Below are 16,261 nucleotides of genomic sequence, written 5' to 3'. Positions count from 1 at the left end.
CAATCCTATTTCCTGTCCTACAGGCCGACGCGCATGATATCGTGACGCTGGTATCCCGGCTGCCGGCCCTTCGGCCACGCTCGGGACAGGCTCTTTGATTCTGTCGATCTCTCCAAGCATGGGGCCGTGCGTCCTATTGGACACGCTCGCCCCGCCTTGTGTGGCGAATAGGACGCGGGATTTGCCGGGTGTGTGTCAACCAGTGTCAACCGGCGGTATCTGGCTCCGGGCGAATAGCGGTTGCGATTTCCCAAAGCGCTCCCGCTTCGGCGAGCTCCGCGCCATAGAGCGTGGTCAGCCGTTGCGAAAATTCCTCGCGCGTATTGATCGCCGTCTCGTGCCTGCCTTGCGCATCGAGCGTTTCGAGCTGCGTCATGGTGAGCATCTCGAGCCGACCGCCCCGATAGGTGTTGACGACGACGCGGCCTTTGAAGTGCGAGTCCGGTGAATCCTGGAACCAGCGGCAGTGTTCTTCGAGCCGCGCCGTGTCGGTCATCGACCGCGCGAAATCGAAGGATGCGGGTTTCAGGCCCGGATGGTTGTGAAAGCGCCACCAGCCGTCGCCCAGCCGTTCGAGGCGGAACGCCATCGGGCTCTGGCGGACCGGGCCTTCGGCCAGCGGCGCGGGCTCGATCAGGCCGGTGCCGAAGCCGGTATCGGCGATATAGGTGCGGTCGAGCTCGACGAGCAGCAGAAGATGATTGCCGATCGTCGCATCGCCCCGGATTTCCCGGTCGACCGCGCCCGCCAGATGCGCGAGCCGGAAACCGAGGCCTTCTAGCATCCAGCCGAGCAGCCCGTTCATCTCGTAGCACCAGCCGCCGCGGCGGCGCGTCACCAGCTTGTCGAAGGCGGCAGCGGGATCGCGGGTGAGGGGACGGCCCAGCGCGACGTCGAGATTGTCCCAGGGGATCGCCTCGACATGGCCGCGATGGATAGCGGTGAGTGTCTCGAGATCGGCCTGCGGGGTGCCGGTGAAGCCGATGCGCGCCAGATAGGCGGCGATCTGCGTTTCGCTGGGCGGCTTTTTGGGCGGCGCGGCGGCCATCGCGCTAGAAGCTTTCTTCCTCATAGACATGGGAAAGATCGCCGTCCCAGGCACCGTGATAGCGCTCGAGCAGCTTTTCGGCGGGCGTCTTGCCGCCGGCCACGATCTCGCGCAGCGGATCGAGGAAGCCGCTTTCATTGTCGCCGCTGCCGTTGAGCCGCGCGCGGGCGCTCAGCCCGGCGTTCGCGATATCGAGGATTTCCGGGGCGAGCTCGCCCAGCGTTCGGCCGCCGGGGATCGGCGCGTCGAAGCCGAGCTCCGGCACGCTGTCGCGCAGCGCTTCGCGTTCTTCGAGCGTCCACCCCTTCACGACATCCCATGCCGAATCGAGCGCCGTGCGGTCGTAGAGCAGCCCGACCCAGAGGGCGGGGAGGGCGCAGATCCGGTTCCACGGTCCGCCGTCCGCGCCGCGCATTTCGAGAAAGCTTTTGAGGCGGACCTCGGGAAAGATCGTCGAGAGGTGATCGTTCCAGTCGTCGATCGTCGGCTTCTCGCCGGACAGGATCGAAAGCTCACCGTTTAGGAAGTCTTTGAAATCCAACCCCGAGGCATCGAGATATTTGCCGTCGCGATAGACGAAATACATCGGCACGTTCAGCGCGTAATCGGCATAGCGCTCGTAACCGAAGCCGTCTTCGAACACGAAGGGCAGCATGCCCGTGCGATCGGGATCGGTGTCGGACCAGATATGGCTGCGATAGGAGAGATAGCCGTTGGGCTTGCCCTCGGTGAACGGCGAATTGGCGAACAGCGCGGTGGCGAGCGGCTGGAGCGCGAGGCCGACGCGGAACTTGCGCGCCATGTCCGCTTCGCTCTCATAGTCGAGATTGGTCTGGATGGTGCAGGTTCGCAGCATCATGTCGAGGCCGAGATTGCCCTTTTTGGGCATATAGCTGAGCATGATGCCGTAGCGGCCCTTGGGCATGATCGGCAGATCTTCCCGGGCCTTGTCCGGCCACATGCCGAGGCCGAGAAAGCCGAGATCGAGCTTGTCGCCGACTTCCTTCACCTGGTTGAGGTGCCGGCCTGCCTCGGCGCAGGTCTCGTGGAGATTGTCGAGTGGCGCGCCGGAGAGTTCGAGCTGGCCTGCGGGTTCGAGGCTGACGGTGCCGTCCGGCCCCGAAAGGGCGATGACCTTGCCATTTTCCTCGACCGGCTCCCAGCCGAACCGGGTCAGCTCGCCCAGCAGGTCGCGGATGCCGCCGGGTTCGTCATAGGAAGGCGCGCGATGGTCGCTCCGGCGGTAGACGAATTTCTCGTGCTCGGTGCCGATCCGCCAGCTTTCGGCAGGCTTTTCGCCTTTCGAGAAGACGGAAAGCAAGTCGTCGCGGCTCTCGATGGCAGGCGCGTTGCTGTTCGAAACCGTCTTCGTGCTCATGGGGAGCCTCTAGTCGGAGGTCCGGGCTTAGGCCAGATATTTTTGGTTTGGGCGCGTGAAACCGAACTGCGCCGTCTATTCGATGCGCGCGCGGAAGCTGAGAGTGAAGGCCGGTGTGGCGCCGCCGTTGGCGCCGGCCATGCTGCCTTTCGGGTTAAGGCAGATATGGCGGACATTGGGGTCGTATCCGGCGGCGGGCGTATAGGTGCAGGCGGCAAAGCTTGCCGGCGGGGATGCGGCGTTCGAGAAGCGCAAATCGGTTCCCGCATTCCAGGTCAACCCCGAACCGCCATCGGAGAAGATCACCGAGGCCGTGCCCGGCCCCGCGCCGTCGGCGTCGCCGTTGAAGAAGGTGACCTCCGGCGGCAGCGTGTCGAGAAGAAAGAGGCTGTTGTTCGTTACGGTTCCGCGCGCGGTGTTGGTCACGGCGACCGAATAAAGCACGTCGCGGCCCGGAATATGGTATTCCTCGCCCGCGCCGCTGTCATAGACGATCGAGGTCTTGGTGACGTCGAGATCGGCCAGCGGGTTGCAGAAGGTGATGTCGTGGATGCCGATGCCCTGTTGCCCCGGCGTCGCCGGACCGGATGGCGCACCGCCATAATCGATGACGATCGTATCGACCGGGCTCAGAAAGGTGATGATGACATTGCCATCCTGCACGGTGTTGCCCGAGGCCGCGGAGCCGGTCGCGATATTGCCGGTGACCCAGTTCGCGACATTGTTGGTGAGGATCGGCACGACCGGGCTGCCCTGGTAGCTGCCGGTGACGATCAGCTGGTCCCGGAACTGGGTACCACCATCGTCGACGTCCGAAACGATGAAGCGAACCGCCTGGGCGCTGTTCTGCAGCGTAATGGTCGTCACCGTCGTCTGGCTGCTGGTCGCGAGGTCGATAAGATAGGTGAGCGCGTCCTGCCCGGGATACAGGCCGGCATTGTAGTAGGAGGATTCGGCCGGTGTCTGGCCGCCGAACGTGCCGTTGTTAAGAAACACCCCCGACGGTGCGGCGATCGAAAAGCCGACCGTACCGATATTAGCGATCGTGTAGCTGTTGTTCATGGACCCGGCCGTCCAGGTTACGGCATCCCAATCGAAGATCGAGCTGCCGGCGGGGCAGGTAAAGGCGGGCGGCGTGCCGGGCCCGGGCGACCCCGACACGGTGAACGACGCGGTATCGTCGTCATCGTCGGAGGTCGATCCGTCGCCCGGGGTGGAATCGATATCGCTATGGCTTGAGCTCCAGACTTCCGCCGAATTGACGATCGTTGCGCCCGCACTCGCATTGACGGTCGCACTGATCGTCAGGACGCGCGTCTGGCCCGGCGCGATGGAGGGCAGTGTCCAGTTCCCCGAAACATTGTTGTAGCTGCCATAACCCGATGCGCCGGTATAGGTGGCGCCGGCGGGCAGGATGTCGCGCACCACGACATTGGTCGCGGTCTGGGGCGAGGATCCCGCATTGGTCAGCGACAGGGTGTAGCTGATGGTCGCGCCGTTGGCGGGCGAACTGCTGCTCACCGTCTTGGTCAGGGAGAGGTCCGCATAGTTGCTGGGCAGCGAAGTCAGGTAGAGGTCGGCGCGCTGGAAGGTGCCGTTGTCGGCGCTCGGATAGATATCGCATATCTCGAGCCGCCAGGTGCCCTGGGCGTTCTGGCCGTCGAACGCGGAAAGCGCGTTGTTCGGCTGAAAATCATGCTGATAGGGCGGGGCCGTCGTGCTGTGGTTGGCGGTATTGCCGTCGGTATTCACAACCTGCGTGCCTTCGTCGTTTAGCCGCACGTTGAGATTGTCGCCCGAGATACTGTTGGAGTTGCCGTTGACGAGCTGGACACGCGTACCGGCCGGCGATTGCAGGGTCAGGCGGATGTCGCCGCGCCAGCTATGGGTGGCCAGAAAGCCGAGATCGACATCGGCGACGATGAAGCTCGTTCCGACGGAAAAGGTGCGGACGAGCGGGCTGCCGCATGTCGTGCCGCCGTTGATCGTTCCCGTGGTGGTATTGGGATAGCTGGTGACCGTCTGGGCGTGCGCCGGCAGCGCGCCCCAGAGCAGGGGCACGAAGAAACAGGCCTTGACGAGGCCCCTTATCGCGCTCGCATATGTCTGCACCCCCGCAGACCCCCCAAATCATCGCATTCCAACGCCGGGAAAATAGGGGTTTTCGATAAATATTCTGTAAAGCCGCCAAGAGAGTTAGCCCGGAAGTCGCTCAAAATGGCGGTTTCCGGCTGACGCCATGGTTAAGCGATTCCTAATTCCAGTCGCCGCGCCCGGCCATCCACAGGCTGATCGCCGCGACCGCCGCCGTATCGGCGCGCAGGATGCGCGGTCCGAGCGAAATCGGCGCGGTTTGCCGCAACGCGCGGATGGCTTCGTCCTCTTCTTCGGTAAAGCCGCCCTCCGGTCCGATGAGCACAGCCGCCGGTCCGTCATTTTCGACCAGCGCCTTGCGGAAAGACCCGCCGCCGCGCTCGGCCGCGTAGAACAGCGTGCGGTCTTCAGGCCAGTCTTTCAGCATCGTGTCGAGCGGCACCATGTTCGCCAGTTCTGGCAGCGCCGTCCGTTCGCATTGCTCGGCGGCTTCGATACAATAGGCGCGGAGCTTGTCGTGTTTGACCTTGCCGATCTGGGTGCGCTGCGTCTTCACCGGCATGATCCGGCGTGCGCCAAGCTCGCAGCCCTTTTCGACAAGCCAGTCGATCCGGCCCTTTTTGATCGGCGCGAAGCACAGCCAGAGATCGGGGGACTCCTCGCGCGCGCGCAAATGGCCCTCGACACGCAATATGGCATCGCGCTTGCCGATATGCGCGAGCTCGGCCAGCCATTCGCCGGTCCGGTCGTCGAACAGCTTGACCTGCGCCCCGGCTTTCAGCCGCAGCACGCGGACGAGATAATTGGCCTGCGCGGAATCGATGACGATCTCGCCTTCTTCTTCCAGCGCAGTATCGACAAACAGGCGCGGCAAGCTGCCGGGGGGCCATGCGGGTGTAGCGGGCATTGTGTCGTCAATCTCCGTTCGGGCTGAGCCTGTCGAAGCCTCGTCCCTCCTTCAAGAAAAATCAGCCCTTCGACAAGCTCAGGGCAAACGGTTTATGGGCTGTTCGATGACACACACCGTCGACACCGCGCTTCCCGATACCGAGCGGCACTGGCTGATCCGGGCGCTGCCTGGGGCGGCGCGGCCCTATGGCCTGCTCGCGCGGTTCGACCGACCGATCGGCTGGTGGTTGCTCTACTGGCCCTGCGCGTGGAGCGTGGCGCTGGCGGGCGGGGCGATGGAGCACTGGGACCTTCTGTTGTGGCTCTTGCTCGGGGCGATCGCGATGCGCGGCGCGGGCTGCGTCTATAATGACATCGTCGACCGCGATCTCGACCGAAAGGTCGCGCGGACGCGTTCGCGGCCGATCGCCAGCGGGCGGGTAAGCCGCAAGGCGGCCTGGATCTGGCTGGTCGCGCTCAGCCTCATCGGCCTTGTCGTGCTGTTGCAGCTTCGCCTCGAAGCGCAGCTTGTGGCGTTGGGAAGTCTTGCGCTGGTCGCCGCTTACCCGTTCATGAAGCGGATCACCTGGTGGCCGCAGGCCTGGCTCGGCCTCGTCTTTAGCTGGGGGGCGCTCGTCGGCTGGTTCGCGATAACCGGCGACTTCGCGCCGGCCATGGCGTTTCTCTATGCTGGGTCGATCTTCTGGGTGATCGGTTACGACACGATCTACGCGCTGCAGGATATCGAGGACGACGTGCTCGCCGGTGTGAAATCGACCGCGCGGCGGTTCGGCCGCCACGCGCGGCTCGGCGTTGCGATCTGCTATGCGCTGGCGCTCGCTTTGTGGTGTGCCGCCTTCTGGCAGGTGCGGCCGCAATGGTTGGGGCTCGTCGGCCTTGCCCCTGCGGCCTTACATCTGTTCTGGCAGGTCGTGACCCTGAAACCCGAAAACGGCGAGGATGCGCTCGCCAAGTTCCGATCGAACCGCGAGGCGGGGCTGCTCATCGCGCTCGCCTGTTTCGTCGTGGGCGCCACCGCTTGACCGCCCGGAAAAGCGGGCGAGGGTGACAAGCCACGGTCGCGGCCCTAAATCGCCCCCATGCTGACCGTCACCGAAGCGCAGGAGCGCGTCTCCCATCTCGTCGAATCCGCCAAAAAGGCCGGGGCCGACACGTCCGATGCCTTGTATTCGGGCGGTGTATCGACCGAAGTCCAGATCCGCCTTGGCGAACTTGAAGATGTCGAGCGTTCGGAGGGCGAGGAGATCGGGCTGCGTTTCTTCATCGGCAAGCGCTCCGCCAGCGTTTCCTCCTCCGACCTGTCGGACGATGCGCTCGCGGTGCTTGTCGAGCGGGCCGCTGCAATGGCGCGCGAAGCGCCCGAGGATCAATATGCGGGGCTGGCTCCGCAGGAGATGCTGTTTCGCGGTGAACTGCCGCAGCTCGATATCGACGATGGCGGCGAGGGCGATCCCCAGGCACTGCGCGACCGGGCCCTGGCGGCGGAGGATGCCGCGCGCGCCGTCAAAGGCGTGACCAATTCCGAAGGCGGCGGGGCTTCGGCCAGCCGCTCGATCATGGCGCTGGCGACGAGCCATGGTTTTTGCAGCGGATATCAGGCGACGAGCTACGGCTGCTCAGCGAGCGTGATCGCGGGCGAAGGCAGCGGGATGCAGCGCGATTATGCCTATCGCACGGCGCGTCATCTCGCCGATCTCGACAGCCCGGAAAGCATCGGCACGCGGGCGGGCGAGCGCACGGTGGGCCGGCTCAACCCGGCGAAACTGCCGAGCGGTACGATACCGGTCGTTTTCGATCCGCGCGTTTCCGGCGGCCTGCTCGGCCATCTGGTCGGCGCGATTACCGGGTCGTCGATCACGCGGGGCACGAGCTTTCTGCGCGACAGCCTCGAAGAGCAGATATTCGCCTCGGGGATTACCATCCTCGATGATCCGCTGCGCACGCGCGGCTTGCGGTCCCGGCCGTTCGACGGCGAAGGGCTGCGCGTCAGCGACCGCAAGATCATCGACGATGGCATGCTGACCGGCTGGCTGCTCGACAGCGCCTCGGCCCGCCAGCTCGGCCTCCAGCCGACCGGCAATGCCAAGCGCGGCATTGGCGGCCCGCCCGGTGCGGGGACGACTAACCTGCACCTCGAGGCGGGGTCGCTCTCACGCGACGAGTTGATCGCGGATATCACGCGCGGCGTGCTGGTGACCGAGCTGATCGGGCAGGGCGTCAATCCGGTGACAGGCGATTATAGCCGCGGCGCTTCGGGGTTCCTGATCGAAAATGGCGCGATCGGCGCACCGGTCGCTGAGATCACGATTGCGGGCAATCTCAAAGACATGTTCCGCGAACTTGTGCCCGCCAATGACCTTGAGTTCATCCATGGCATCAACGCGCCGACGGTGCGGATCGAAGGCCTGACGGTGGCCGGTGCCTGACATTTCTCCCGGTGCCGTCGCCGCTGTCGCGGCGGAGGCGGCGAGCAAGGCGCGCGAACGCTGGCAGGGCGAGCTTGATGTCTGGGAGAAGGAGCCCGGGCATCCGGTGTCCGACGTCGACCTGCTCGTCGACGATTTCCTGCGCGCGGAATTGTACCGGCTCGATCCGGGCGCGGGCTATCTTTCCGAAGAAACGATCGACGATGGGGCGCGGCTCGGCAAGTCCCGGGTCTGGGTCGTCGATCCGATCGACGGGACGCGCGATTTCATCCGTGAGCGTACTGGCTGGTGCGTATCGGTTGCGCTGATCGACGGTGGCCAGCCGGTGATCGGCGTGCTCGAAGCACCGGCGCGCGGCGAACGCTGGCTGGCGGCGGCGGGGCAGGGCGCGACGCGCAACGGCAAGCCGATTGCCGTCAGCGGGCGCACGCAGCTTACCGGTGCGCGCGTGCCCGCGCACCATGTTCCCAAGGCCGATGCCGATCTGATCTGCGTCGATCAGCCCAATTCGATTGCGCTCAGGATAGCGATGGTCGCGGCGGGCGAGGCGGATATCCTCGCCACACTGCGCTGGGGCCATGAATGGGATGTCGGCGCGGCGGCGCTGATCGCGAGCGAGGCGGGGGCGACGGTTACCGACGCGCTCGGCGCGCCGCTCATCTTCAACACCCATGCCGCCGAAGCGTTCGGCGTTCTCGTGACGACGCCGGGCATTCATGCCGCGGCGGTCGAGCGTTTGCGCGCGCGCGCGGAAGCGTTGGTCGTGCGCTAGAGGCCGAGCCGGGGCATTTCCTGCGCCGGGCATTTGTCCATCACGACCTTGAGGCCCGCGGCCTCGGCCCGTTCCGCCGCCGCTTCGTTGATCACGCCGAGCTGCATCCACACGGCCTTGGCGCCAGCCGCGATTGCCTGGTCGACGGCTTCGCCCGCGGCCTCGCTGTCGCGGAAGATATCGACGAGATCGATGGGTTCGCCGATTTCCGAAAGCTCCCGCCAGACGAACTCGCCATGGATATGTTCGCCGGTAATCCCTGGGTTGACTGGGAAAACGCGAAACCCCTTGTCCTGCAGGAATTTCATCACGCGATAGCTGGCGCGGTCAGGCTTGTCCGAGGCGCCGATCATGGCAATCGTCTTCGTATCCGTCAGCAATTGGGCGATATCTTGGTCGGTTTCGAGCGGCATGATGAGTCTCCTTCCCCTTGCCAACGCATAAAGGCTAACGGGCGATCCAGTCGGTCAGTTTCCCCGCCACGGCGTTGAACGCATCCGCGCCGGGGCCGCCCGATGCAGCGGGGGGAATGCCCTCGTCGGACGCCGTGCGGATGCCGAGTTCGAGCGGGATCCGGCCGAGGAAATCATAGCCGAGCTCCTGCGCGGCCGCTTCCGCTCCTCCGGTGCCGAAAGGATCGGATATTGCTCCGCATTCGGGGCATTGGTAGCCGGCCATATTCTCGACCAAGCCGATGATCGGCACATCGGCTTCGGTAAGCAGGTTGATCGCGCGGCGCGCATCGATCAGCGCCAGATCCTGTGGCGTCGATACGATCACGGCGCCGGCGGGCTTGTATTTCTGGATCATCGTCAGCTGCACGTCACCGGTGCCGGGGGGCAGGTCGACGATCAGCGTTTCGGTTTCGCCCCAATCGGCGTCGATCAGCTGGCCCAGCGCATTGCCGGCCATCGGCCCGCGCCAGGCGATCGCCTGGCCGGGCTTCACGAGCTGGCCCATCGAAAGCATGCCGATGCCATATTCGGTTTGCACGGGTACCAGCTTCTTCTCGTCGGTCGCGGTCGGTTTGCGACCCTCGGCGCCGAGCAGACGCGGCTGCGAGGGGCCGTAAATGTCCGCATCGATCAGTCCCACACGCATCCCGCGCCGGGCGAGCGAGACGGCAAGGTTCGCCGACAGCGTCGATTTGCCGACGCCGCCCTTGCCGGAACCCACGGCGATGATCCGCCGGGTCGTCCGCGTGCTGGTCATGGCCACGCGGACATCCTGGACGCCTTCGATGGCCTTTAGCGCAAGGTTCACATCGGCTTCGACGAGCGCGCGCTTGTCGGCATTGATGTCGGTCACGTCGATGATGACGGTTACGATGCCATCGGCGAAACGGGGGGCGGGGGCGCGGCCCGACGTGAAAAGCCCCTGACCCGAAACGGGATCGAGGACGCTGTCGAGGGCGATGGAAAGCTGCTTGGCGATGTCGGTCATGCCCGCCAAATAGGTATATGTGCGGCAAATGGCACTGTTTTTCCGGCAAAGGCCTCCTATAAAGAGTTCCATGAGCGTATTTACGGGCATGGGCGCGCGACTTGGCGCCTTCTTGACGAGCGGGGGCCGCGGCCCCTGGGGTGGCCGCGGAAGCGGCGGATCCGACGGCAATGGTTCCGGCGGTGGTGGTGGAGATGGGCCCAAAAACCCCTGGTCCCAGCCGCCGCGCAAACGGCCCGCAGGCGGCCAATCCGGCCCGACTGCGCTCGACGAACTCCTGAAACGCGGGCGCAGCCAATGGGGCGGTGGCGGCGGCCGCGGCCCCAATATTCCCGAATTCGGCGGCCGGCCAATCTGGTTCTGGGCGGTTATCCTGGTCGTACTGCTTTGGCTCTTTTTCACCTGCGTGCATCTTATCGGTCCGCAGGAACGCGGCGTACTGACGCGCTTCGGCAGCTATCAGGGCACGTTCGGGCCTGGCGCGAACCCGTCCTTCCCCTGGCCCATAGACCGTGTGCAGGTGGTCGATGTCGATAATATCCGCGAACTCAGAGTCGGCGGCGGCGGCGAGGCGGAGAACCGCGTGTTGACCGGCGACCAAAATATTGTCGATCTCACCTATCTCGTCCGCTGGAATATCAAGGAACCACAAAATTTCCTCTTCCAGATCAAGGAACCCGAGGAAACGATCCGCGAGGTCGCCGAAAGCGCGATGCGCGCCGTGGTTTCGCGCATCACGCTCGACGAGGCGATCGGCCCGGGCCGCGCCGAGGCCGAGCAGCGCGTCCAGGCACTGATGCAAGAACTGCTCGATGGTTACGGCGCGGGCGTTCTCGTTCAAGGCGTTTCGATCGAGGAAGCCGATCCGCCGAGCGCGGTGGAAGAAGCGTTCCGCGAAGTTTCTGCGGCCCAGCAGACGGCGCAGACCTATCTCAACGATGCCGGCGCCTATGCGCAGCAGCTCACCGCGCGGGCGCAGGGCGAGGCCGCAGCCTTTACCCGCGTGTATGAGGAATATCGCCTCGCGCCTGAAGTGACCCGGCGGCGCATGTATTATGAAACGATGGAACGGGTCCTTGCCACTGTGAACATCACGATCATCGAGGCCGACGGCGTGACGCCCTATCTGCCGCTGCCGGAAGTCCAGCGCCGATCCCGCCAACGCCAGGCGGCCCCTGCCGCCGAAACGGGAGGATCGCAATGAGCGTCTTTACCCGCATCGCCCGTAATCCGATCGGCTATGGCGTTCTCGCCATCGTCATTCTGATCGCGCTGTTCAGTTCGGTCTCGATCGTCTCGGAAACCCGGCAGGCGGTGATCGTCCGGTTCGGCGAGCCGGTTCGCATCGTCAATCGCTACGAACCCGGCGTGGAGTTCGGATCCGGCAGCGCCGGTTTGATGGTGCATATTCCCTTCGCGGAGCAGGTCGTCTGGATCGATCGCCGCATCCAGAATGTCGAAATGGAGCGCCAGCAGGTGCTTTCGACCGATCAGTTGCGGTTGCAGGTCGATGCGTTCGCCCGTTACCGGATCGTCGATCCGCTGCAGATGTACCGTTCCGCGCGTACCGAAGAGCGCGTCAGCGAAGCGCTGCGCCCGATTCTCGCTTCGGCGCTTCGCAACGAGCTTGGCCGGCGGCCCTTCGCGGCCTTGCTGAGCCCGGAACGCGGGCAGGTGATGGACAATATCCAGGAAAGCCTGAACCTCGCCGCGCGGCAATATGGCGCGGAGATCGTCGATGTCCGCATCAAGCGCGCGGATCTTCCCGAAGGCCAGCCGCTCGAATCGGCTTATGAACGGATGCGTTCGGCAAGGCGGCAGGAAGCGCTGACGATCCGTGCGCAGGGCGCGAAACAGGCGCAGATCATCCGCGCCGAGGCCGACGCCGAGGCGGCGCGGACTTATGCCGAGGCCTATGGCCGCGATCCCGACTTCTACGACTTTGTCCGGGCGATGGAATCCTATCGCACCACCTTCGGGGTAGATAGTCCGCCCGGGGAAGATCGGGGGGAAGCGGCGATCGTGATGTCGCCCGACAACGAATATTTGCGGCAATTCCGTGGACAGCGCTGATTCATCGACGAACGGCACTTTCACCCGCTATGTTCAATGTGTGTTAAGCCGCTATTCCGCAGCTAACAGACAAATGTCGTAAACCGGAAATAGCGAAAAGATTGGGAGAATTATGGCCGTGCGTTACGCTTATGCGATTACCGGAATCTTGCTCGCCGGGGGTGCCGCGGCGACTCTAGCCATTCAGCAGCCGGTCGGCGCGCAAGTCGCGCAGAACGCGCCTACCGTGATGCCGCCTGCCGGGGCGCCATCCAGCTTTGCCGATCTCACCGAACGGCTCGCCCCTGCGGTCGTCAACATCTCGACCACCCAGACGATCGAGGTAAATCGCCGCAATCCCTTTGCCGGCAGCCCGTTCGACGATTTTTTCCGCCAGTTCGGCCCGCAGAACAACCGGAACAGCAACGAGCCGATCACCCGTCAGGCGACGTCGCTGGGTTCGGGCTTCATCATCTCGGCCGATGGCTATGTCGTTACCAACAACCATGTCATCTCGGCGCGCGGCGCCAACGGCCAGCCGGGGACCGACGCCGTCGACACGATCACCGTGACGCTGTCCGATCGTACCGAATATGAAGCGCGGGTCGTGGGCCGCGATGCGGCGTCCGACCTTGCTGTGCTCAAAATCGACGGCACGGACCTTCCCTTTGTCCAGTTCGGCGATTCGGATAGTCTGCGCGTCGGCGATTGGGTGATCGCGATCGGCAACCCGTTCGGTCTCGGTGGCACGGTAACCGCCGGCATCGTTTCGGCGCTTCAGCGCTCGATCGGCCAGCTGGGCGCCTATGATCGCTACATCCAGACCGATGCCTCGATCAACCAGGGCAATTCCGGTGGCCCGATGTTCGACCTGCAGGGCAATGTCGTCGGCATCAACAGCGCGATCTTCTCGCCGACCGGCGGCAATGTCGGCATCGGCTTCGCGATTCCCGCGCATGAAGCCTGGCCGATCGTCCAGACGCTGATGCGCGGCGAACGCGTGCAACGCGGTTATCTCGGCGTGTCCATCCAGCCGATGTCCGACGATATCGCCGATTCGCTGGGCCTGCCGCACAATCGCGGGGAAATCGTCGCGCGGGTCGAGCCCGGCGAGGCCGCCGAACGCTCGGGCATCCGTCAGGGCGATGTCATCGTCAGCGTCAACGGACGCGATGTCACGCCGGACGAGACGCTTTCCTACATCGTCGCCAACCTGCCGGTTGGGGAACGGGTGCCGATCGTGCTGATCCGCGACGGCGAACGCGTGCGCGTGACCGCGACGATGGGCGAGCGGCCGACCGACGAAGAGCTTCTCGAACGCGCCCAGCAGGGCCAGGGCGACGAGCAATCGGCGACGCCCGACAAGGACGACGAGAATAGCGAAGACGTTCAGGAAACGATGGACCTGATCGGCCTAGGCTTCCAGTCGCTCAACCCGGAAATCGCCCGCCAGTTGGGCATTCGCAGCAGTGTGCGCGGTTTGGCCGTCGGCCAGGTCGATCCGTCGAGCGATGCCGCGCAAAAGGGCATCCGCCGTGGCGACGTGGTCCTGTCGATCAACCGGTCGGCCACGGCCCAGCCTTCCGACGCGGTACGGATTATCGAAAACGCACGGCGGGCGGGGCGGTCCACCGTCCTCCTGCTGATCCAGCGCGGCAACAATCCGCCGCGCTATATCGGCGTCGATATCCTGGCGGAATAGCCCGAACAGATTCACGGGCGGCAGCCGGCGATTTGCCAGTCTCATCGCCGGCTGCCGCTTGCATCGCCGTCCCGCGTGTCTATCCTTTGGCGAAAACCAATACGGGACGATCACCATGGATGAATCGGCGGGCGTGTTCCTCGGCCTAGGCGGCGGCGCACAGCAATATCTGAACCTGGCGCGCGCCAACCGGCACGGGCTGATCGCCGGCGCGACCGGCACCGGCAAGACGGTGACCGTGCAGGGCCTGTGCGAGAGCTTTTCCAACGCCGGCGTCCCGGTGTTCGTCGCCGATGTGAAAGGCGACCTTTCCGGGGTTGCGATGCCCGGCTCGGACAGTTTCAAGCATCATGACAAGCTTGTCGAACGGGCCGCGGAGATAGGGCTCGATCCCTATGTCTATGCTGACAGTCCGACTATCTTCTGGGATCTTTACGGCGAAAAGGGCCATCCGATCCGCACCACGATCAGCGAGATGGGCCCGCTGCTGCTCGGCCGGCTGATGGATCTCAGCGACGCCCAGCAGGGCGTGCTCGAAATCGCCTTCCGCTACGCCGATGACGAGGGGCTTTTGCTGCTCGACCTCGAGGACCTCCAGGCGATGATGGTCGCAGTCTCCGAAGCGTCGAAGGAACTGTCGGCGCAATATGGCAATGTCTCGCGAGCGAGCGTCGGCGCAATCCAGCGCAAGCTCCTCCAGTTCGAAGGGCAGGGCGCCGCCGAATTTTTCGGCGAACCGGCGCTGGATATCGACGATTTCTTCAAGACCGACGCCTCCGGCCGCGGCTTCGTCAACGTCCTGATGTCCGATAAGCTGATGCAGAGCCCCAAGCTCTATGCGACCTTCCTGCTCTGGCTGATGAGCGAACTGTTCGAGGCGATGCCGGAGGTCGGCGATCCCGACAAACCCAAGCTCGTCTTCTTCTTCGACGAGGCGCACCTCTTATTCGACGATGCACCCGAAGCTTTGCAGGACAAGATCGAGCAGGTCGTCCGCCTGATCCGTTCCAAGGGGATCGGCGTCTATTTTATCACCCAGAACCCGATCGACATTCCCGAAGAGGTCGCGGGACAGCTTGGCAACCGCGTCCAGCATGCGCTGCGCGCCTTCACCCCGCGAGACAAGCGGGCGATCAAGGCGGCCGCCGAAACCTTCCGTATCAATCCGGATCTCGACGTCGAGACTGCAATCACCGAGCTCAAGGTCGGCGAGGCTTTGGTGTCGACGCTGATGGAAGACGGGGCGCCGTCACCGGTCGAGAGAACGCTGATTCGTCCGCCCTATTCGCGGATGGGGCCGATCTCCACGGGTGAGCGCGCCGCGATCATCGCCGCCTCGCCGGTCGGCGACGTCTATAGCGAACGTGTCGATCGGGAATCGGCAGCCGAAGTTCTGGCGCACAAGGCCGATGACGCCGCCGCGACCGCCGAGGAAGTTGCCGAAAAAGGCGAAGAGGCTGTCCGCGAACGGCCGCGCCGGACGAAATCGCTCTGGTCCAGGGTCGGCAAGGCCGCCGCCGGCGCCGCTGCGGCTTCGGCAGGCTCCGCGCTAGGCCGGCGCATGTCCGGGCGCACGAGCCGGGCCAATCCCACGGCATCGGCCGCAAGCGCCGCGGGCAGCACGATCGGGAATGAAATCGGCAATGCTATCGGTATTCCGGGCGTCGGCCGCTTCGTGCGCGGCGTTCTGGGCGGCTTGCTCCGTTAGGTGATGCCGGCCTAGCCGCTGCTGCGGTCCTCGTCCGGCCGTTCTCCGGCTGGCGCCCCGTTGCCAAGCCGATCAGTCTTGCGAAGAACGAAGCCGATGGCGAGGATTACGCTCAGCATCATCAGCAGCAAGAAGCCGCCAAACAGCGCAATCACGATCATCGGATTCATGGCATCATCCCCGCTGAAGGAATGCTGGCACGAATTGGGGACGCAAGTCCAGCGAAGGGGAAATCAGTTTCCGGCTTTGGCGGGCAGGAAGAGCGAGGAGATTTCCTCCGCAATACGCGCGGGGCGCAGCGTTTCCGCGTCGAGACAGCACCAGCGCGATTTCACCGTGGCGAGCACATCTTCCCCGCGCTTGATGACGGTATCGAAAAAGGCGCTTGCTCCCTGGACTTTTTCGGCGACGACGGAGGCGATCAGCTGATCGTCGAGAAAGGCCGGCTTGCGATAGGTGATCTCGTGCTTGAGCGCGACCCAGAGATGCTGCGCGACGGCCTGGGGCGGGGCGACCTTCTGCCAATGGGCGATAACGGCGTCCTGCACCCATTGGAGATAATGGGCGTTGTTCACATGGCCCATAAAATCGATGTCGTCGGCGACAACGTCGATCGGATGGTCGTGTTGGGTGGTTGTGCGGTCTGTCACGCGTTTGATACTCGATTACTCTTGGATATGTTATACAGCTTACAGTGATGTCAGTAAAGCGACGCCGCGCGAGACCAGG

Annotated in this window: 15 protein-coding genes; 7 read left to right on the top strand and 8 right to left on the bottom strand. The window is 64.4% G+C overall.

All coding sequences use genetic code 11. The annotated features are described in order from the left end of the window. Positions 1-205: 205 nt before the first annotated feature. The 4 genes from H6P80_RS13045 to H6P80_RS13030 form a co-directional block, all read right to left on the bottom strand. Positions 206-1,048 (bottom strand): arylamine N-acetyltransferase family protein, encoded by an 843-nt coding sequence (locus H6P80_RS13045; protein ID WP_185801793.1) that lies wholly within the window; start codon positions 1,046-1,048, stop codon positions 206-208. Positions 1,049-1,052: 4 nt separating this feature from the next. Further along, complete coding sequence (locus H6P80_RS13040; protein ID WP_185801792.1) at positions 1,053-2,426, bottom strand: glutamate--cysteine ligase; 1,374 nt, start codon at positions 2,424-2,426, stop codon at positions 1,053-1,055. Positions 2,427-2,501: 75 nt separating this feature from the next. After that, positions 2,502-4,538 carry a proprotein convertase P-domain-containing protein gene (locus H6P80_RS13035; RefSeq protein ID WP_185801791.1) on the bottom strand — a complete coding sequence of 679 codons (2,037 nt, stop codon included), beginning with the start codon at positions 4,536-4,538 and terminating at the stop codon, positions 2,502-2,504. A 142-nt stretch (positions 4,539-4,680) separates the two neighbouring features. After that, a complete protein-coding gene (locus H6P80_RS13030) occupies positions 4,681-5,427 on the bottom strand; it encodes a 16S rRNA (uracil(1498)-N(3))-methyltransferase (protein WP_185801790.1) in 747 nt (248 codons plus the stop codon). Between the two features lie 106 nt (positions 5,428-5,533). Between H6P80_RS13030 and ubiA the strand changes: the two genes are divergently transcribed. Genes ubiA through H6P80_RS13015 form a run of 3 tightly spaced genes read left to right on the top strand, consistent with a single transcriptional unit; the run spans position 5,534 to position 8,627 of the window. Beyond that, positions 5,534-6,451: a 4-hydroxybenzoate octaprenyltransferase gene (gene ubiA / locus H6P80_RS13025; protein ID WP_185801789.1), complete on the top strand. Its 918-nt coding sequence runs from the start codon at positions 5,534-5,536 to the stop codon at positions 6,449-6,451. Between the two features lie 57 nt (positions 6,452-6,508). Further along, on the top strand, positions 6,509-7,855 hold the full coding sequence (locus tag H6P80_RS13020) for a TldD/PmbA family protein (RefSeq protein WP_185801788.1): 1,347 nt from the start codon (positions 6,509-6,511) through the stop codon (positions 7,853-7,855). Next, the gene (locus tag H6P80_RS13015; RefSeq protein ID WP_185801787.1) at positions 7,848-8,627 is read left to right on the top strand and encodes a 3'(2'),5'-bisphosphate nucleotidase CysQ; all 780 of its coding nucleotides are present in this window, start codon (positions 7,848-7,850) and stop codon (positions 8,625-8,627) included. The genes H6P80_RS13020 and H6P80_RS13015 overlap by 8 nt, the downstream gene beginning before the upstream one ends. On the opposite strand, the gene H6P80_RS13010 is transcribed toward H6P80_RS13015, so the two are convergent. After that, a complete protein-coding gene (locus H6P80_RS13010; RefSeq protein ID WP_185801786.1) occupies positions 8,624-9,040 on the bottom strand; it encodes a CoA-binding protein in 417 nt (138 codons plus the stop codon). The genes H6P80_RS13015 and H6P80_RS13010 overlap by 4 nt on opposite strands. Positions 9,041-9,074: 34 nt before the next feature. After that, positions 9,075-9,839, bottom strand: a complete 765-nt coding sequence (locus H6P80_RS13005) for an Mrp/NBP35 family ATP-binding protein (RefSeq protein ID WP_235973943.1) — start codon at positions 9,837-9,839, stop codon at positions 9,075-9,077. A gap of 301 nt (positions 9,840-10,140) precedes the next feature. Here H6P80_RS13005 and hflK point away from each other — a divergent pair, with 301 nt between their 5' ends. The 4 genes from hflK to H6P80_RS12985 all read left to right on the top strand — a co-directional run bounded on the left by hflK (position 10,141) and on the right by H6P80_RS12985 (position 15,532). Beyond that, a complete protein-coding gene (gene hflK / locus H6P80_RS13000) occupies positions 10,141-11,274 on the top strand; it encodes a protease modulator HflK (protein ID WP_235973881.1) in 1,134 nt (377 codons plus the stop codon). Then, positions 11,271-12,143: a protease modulator HflC gene (gene hflC / locus H6P80_RS12995; protein WP_185801783.1), complete on the top strand. Its 873-nt coding sequence runs from the start codon at positions 11,271-11,273 to the stop codon at positions 12,141-12,143. The genes hflK and hflC overlap by 4 nt, the downstream gene beginning before the upstream one ends. Before the next feature lie 118 nt (positions 12,144-12,261). Further along, positions 12,262-13,824 carry a Do family serine endopeptidase gene (locus tag H6P80_RS12990; RefSeq protein ID WP_185802140.1) on the top strand — a complete coding sequence of 521 codons (1,563 nt, stop codon included), beginning with the start codon at positions 12,262-12,264 and terminating at the stop codon, positions 13,822-13,824. A 115-nt stretch (positions 13,825-13,939) separates the two neighbouring features. Next, positions 13,940-15,532 (top strand): helicase HerA-like domain-containing protein, encoded by a 1,593-nt coding sequence (locus H6P80_RS12985; RefSeq protein ID WP_185801782.1) that lies wholly within the window; start codon positions 13,940-13,942, stop codon positions 15,530-15,532. A gap of 11 nt (positions 15,533-15,543) precedes the next feature. On the opposite strand, the gene H6P80_RS12980 is transcribed toward H6P80_RS12985, so the two are convergent. Both H6P80_RS12980 and H6P80_RS12975 read right to left on the bottom strand, forming a co-directional pair. Then, on the bottom strand, positions 15,544-15,702 hold the full coding sequence (locus H6P80_RS12980) for a hypothetical protein (RefSeq protein WP_185801781.1): 159 nt from the start codon (positions 15,700-15,702) through the stop codon (positions 15,544-15,546). Positions 15,703-15,765: 63 nt separating this feature from the next. Beyond that, positions 15,766-16,182, bottom strand: a complete 417-nt coding sequence (locus H6P80_RS12975; RefSeq protein WP_185801780.1) for an acyl-CoA thioesterase — start codon at positions 16,180-16,182, stop codon at positions 15,766-15,768. Positions 16,183-16,261: the final 79 nt, after the last annotated feature.

This window comes from Parasphingopyxis marina, assembly GCF_014237875.1.
Lineage (GTDB): Bacteria > Pseudomonadota > Alphaproteobacteria > Sphingomonadales > Sphingomonadaceae > Parasphingopyxis > Parasphingopyxis marina.
This window is presented reverse-complemented; position numbering and strand designations above follow the sequence as displayed.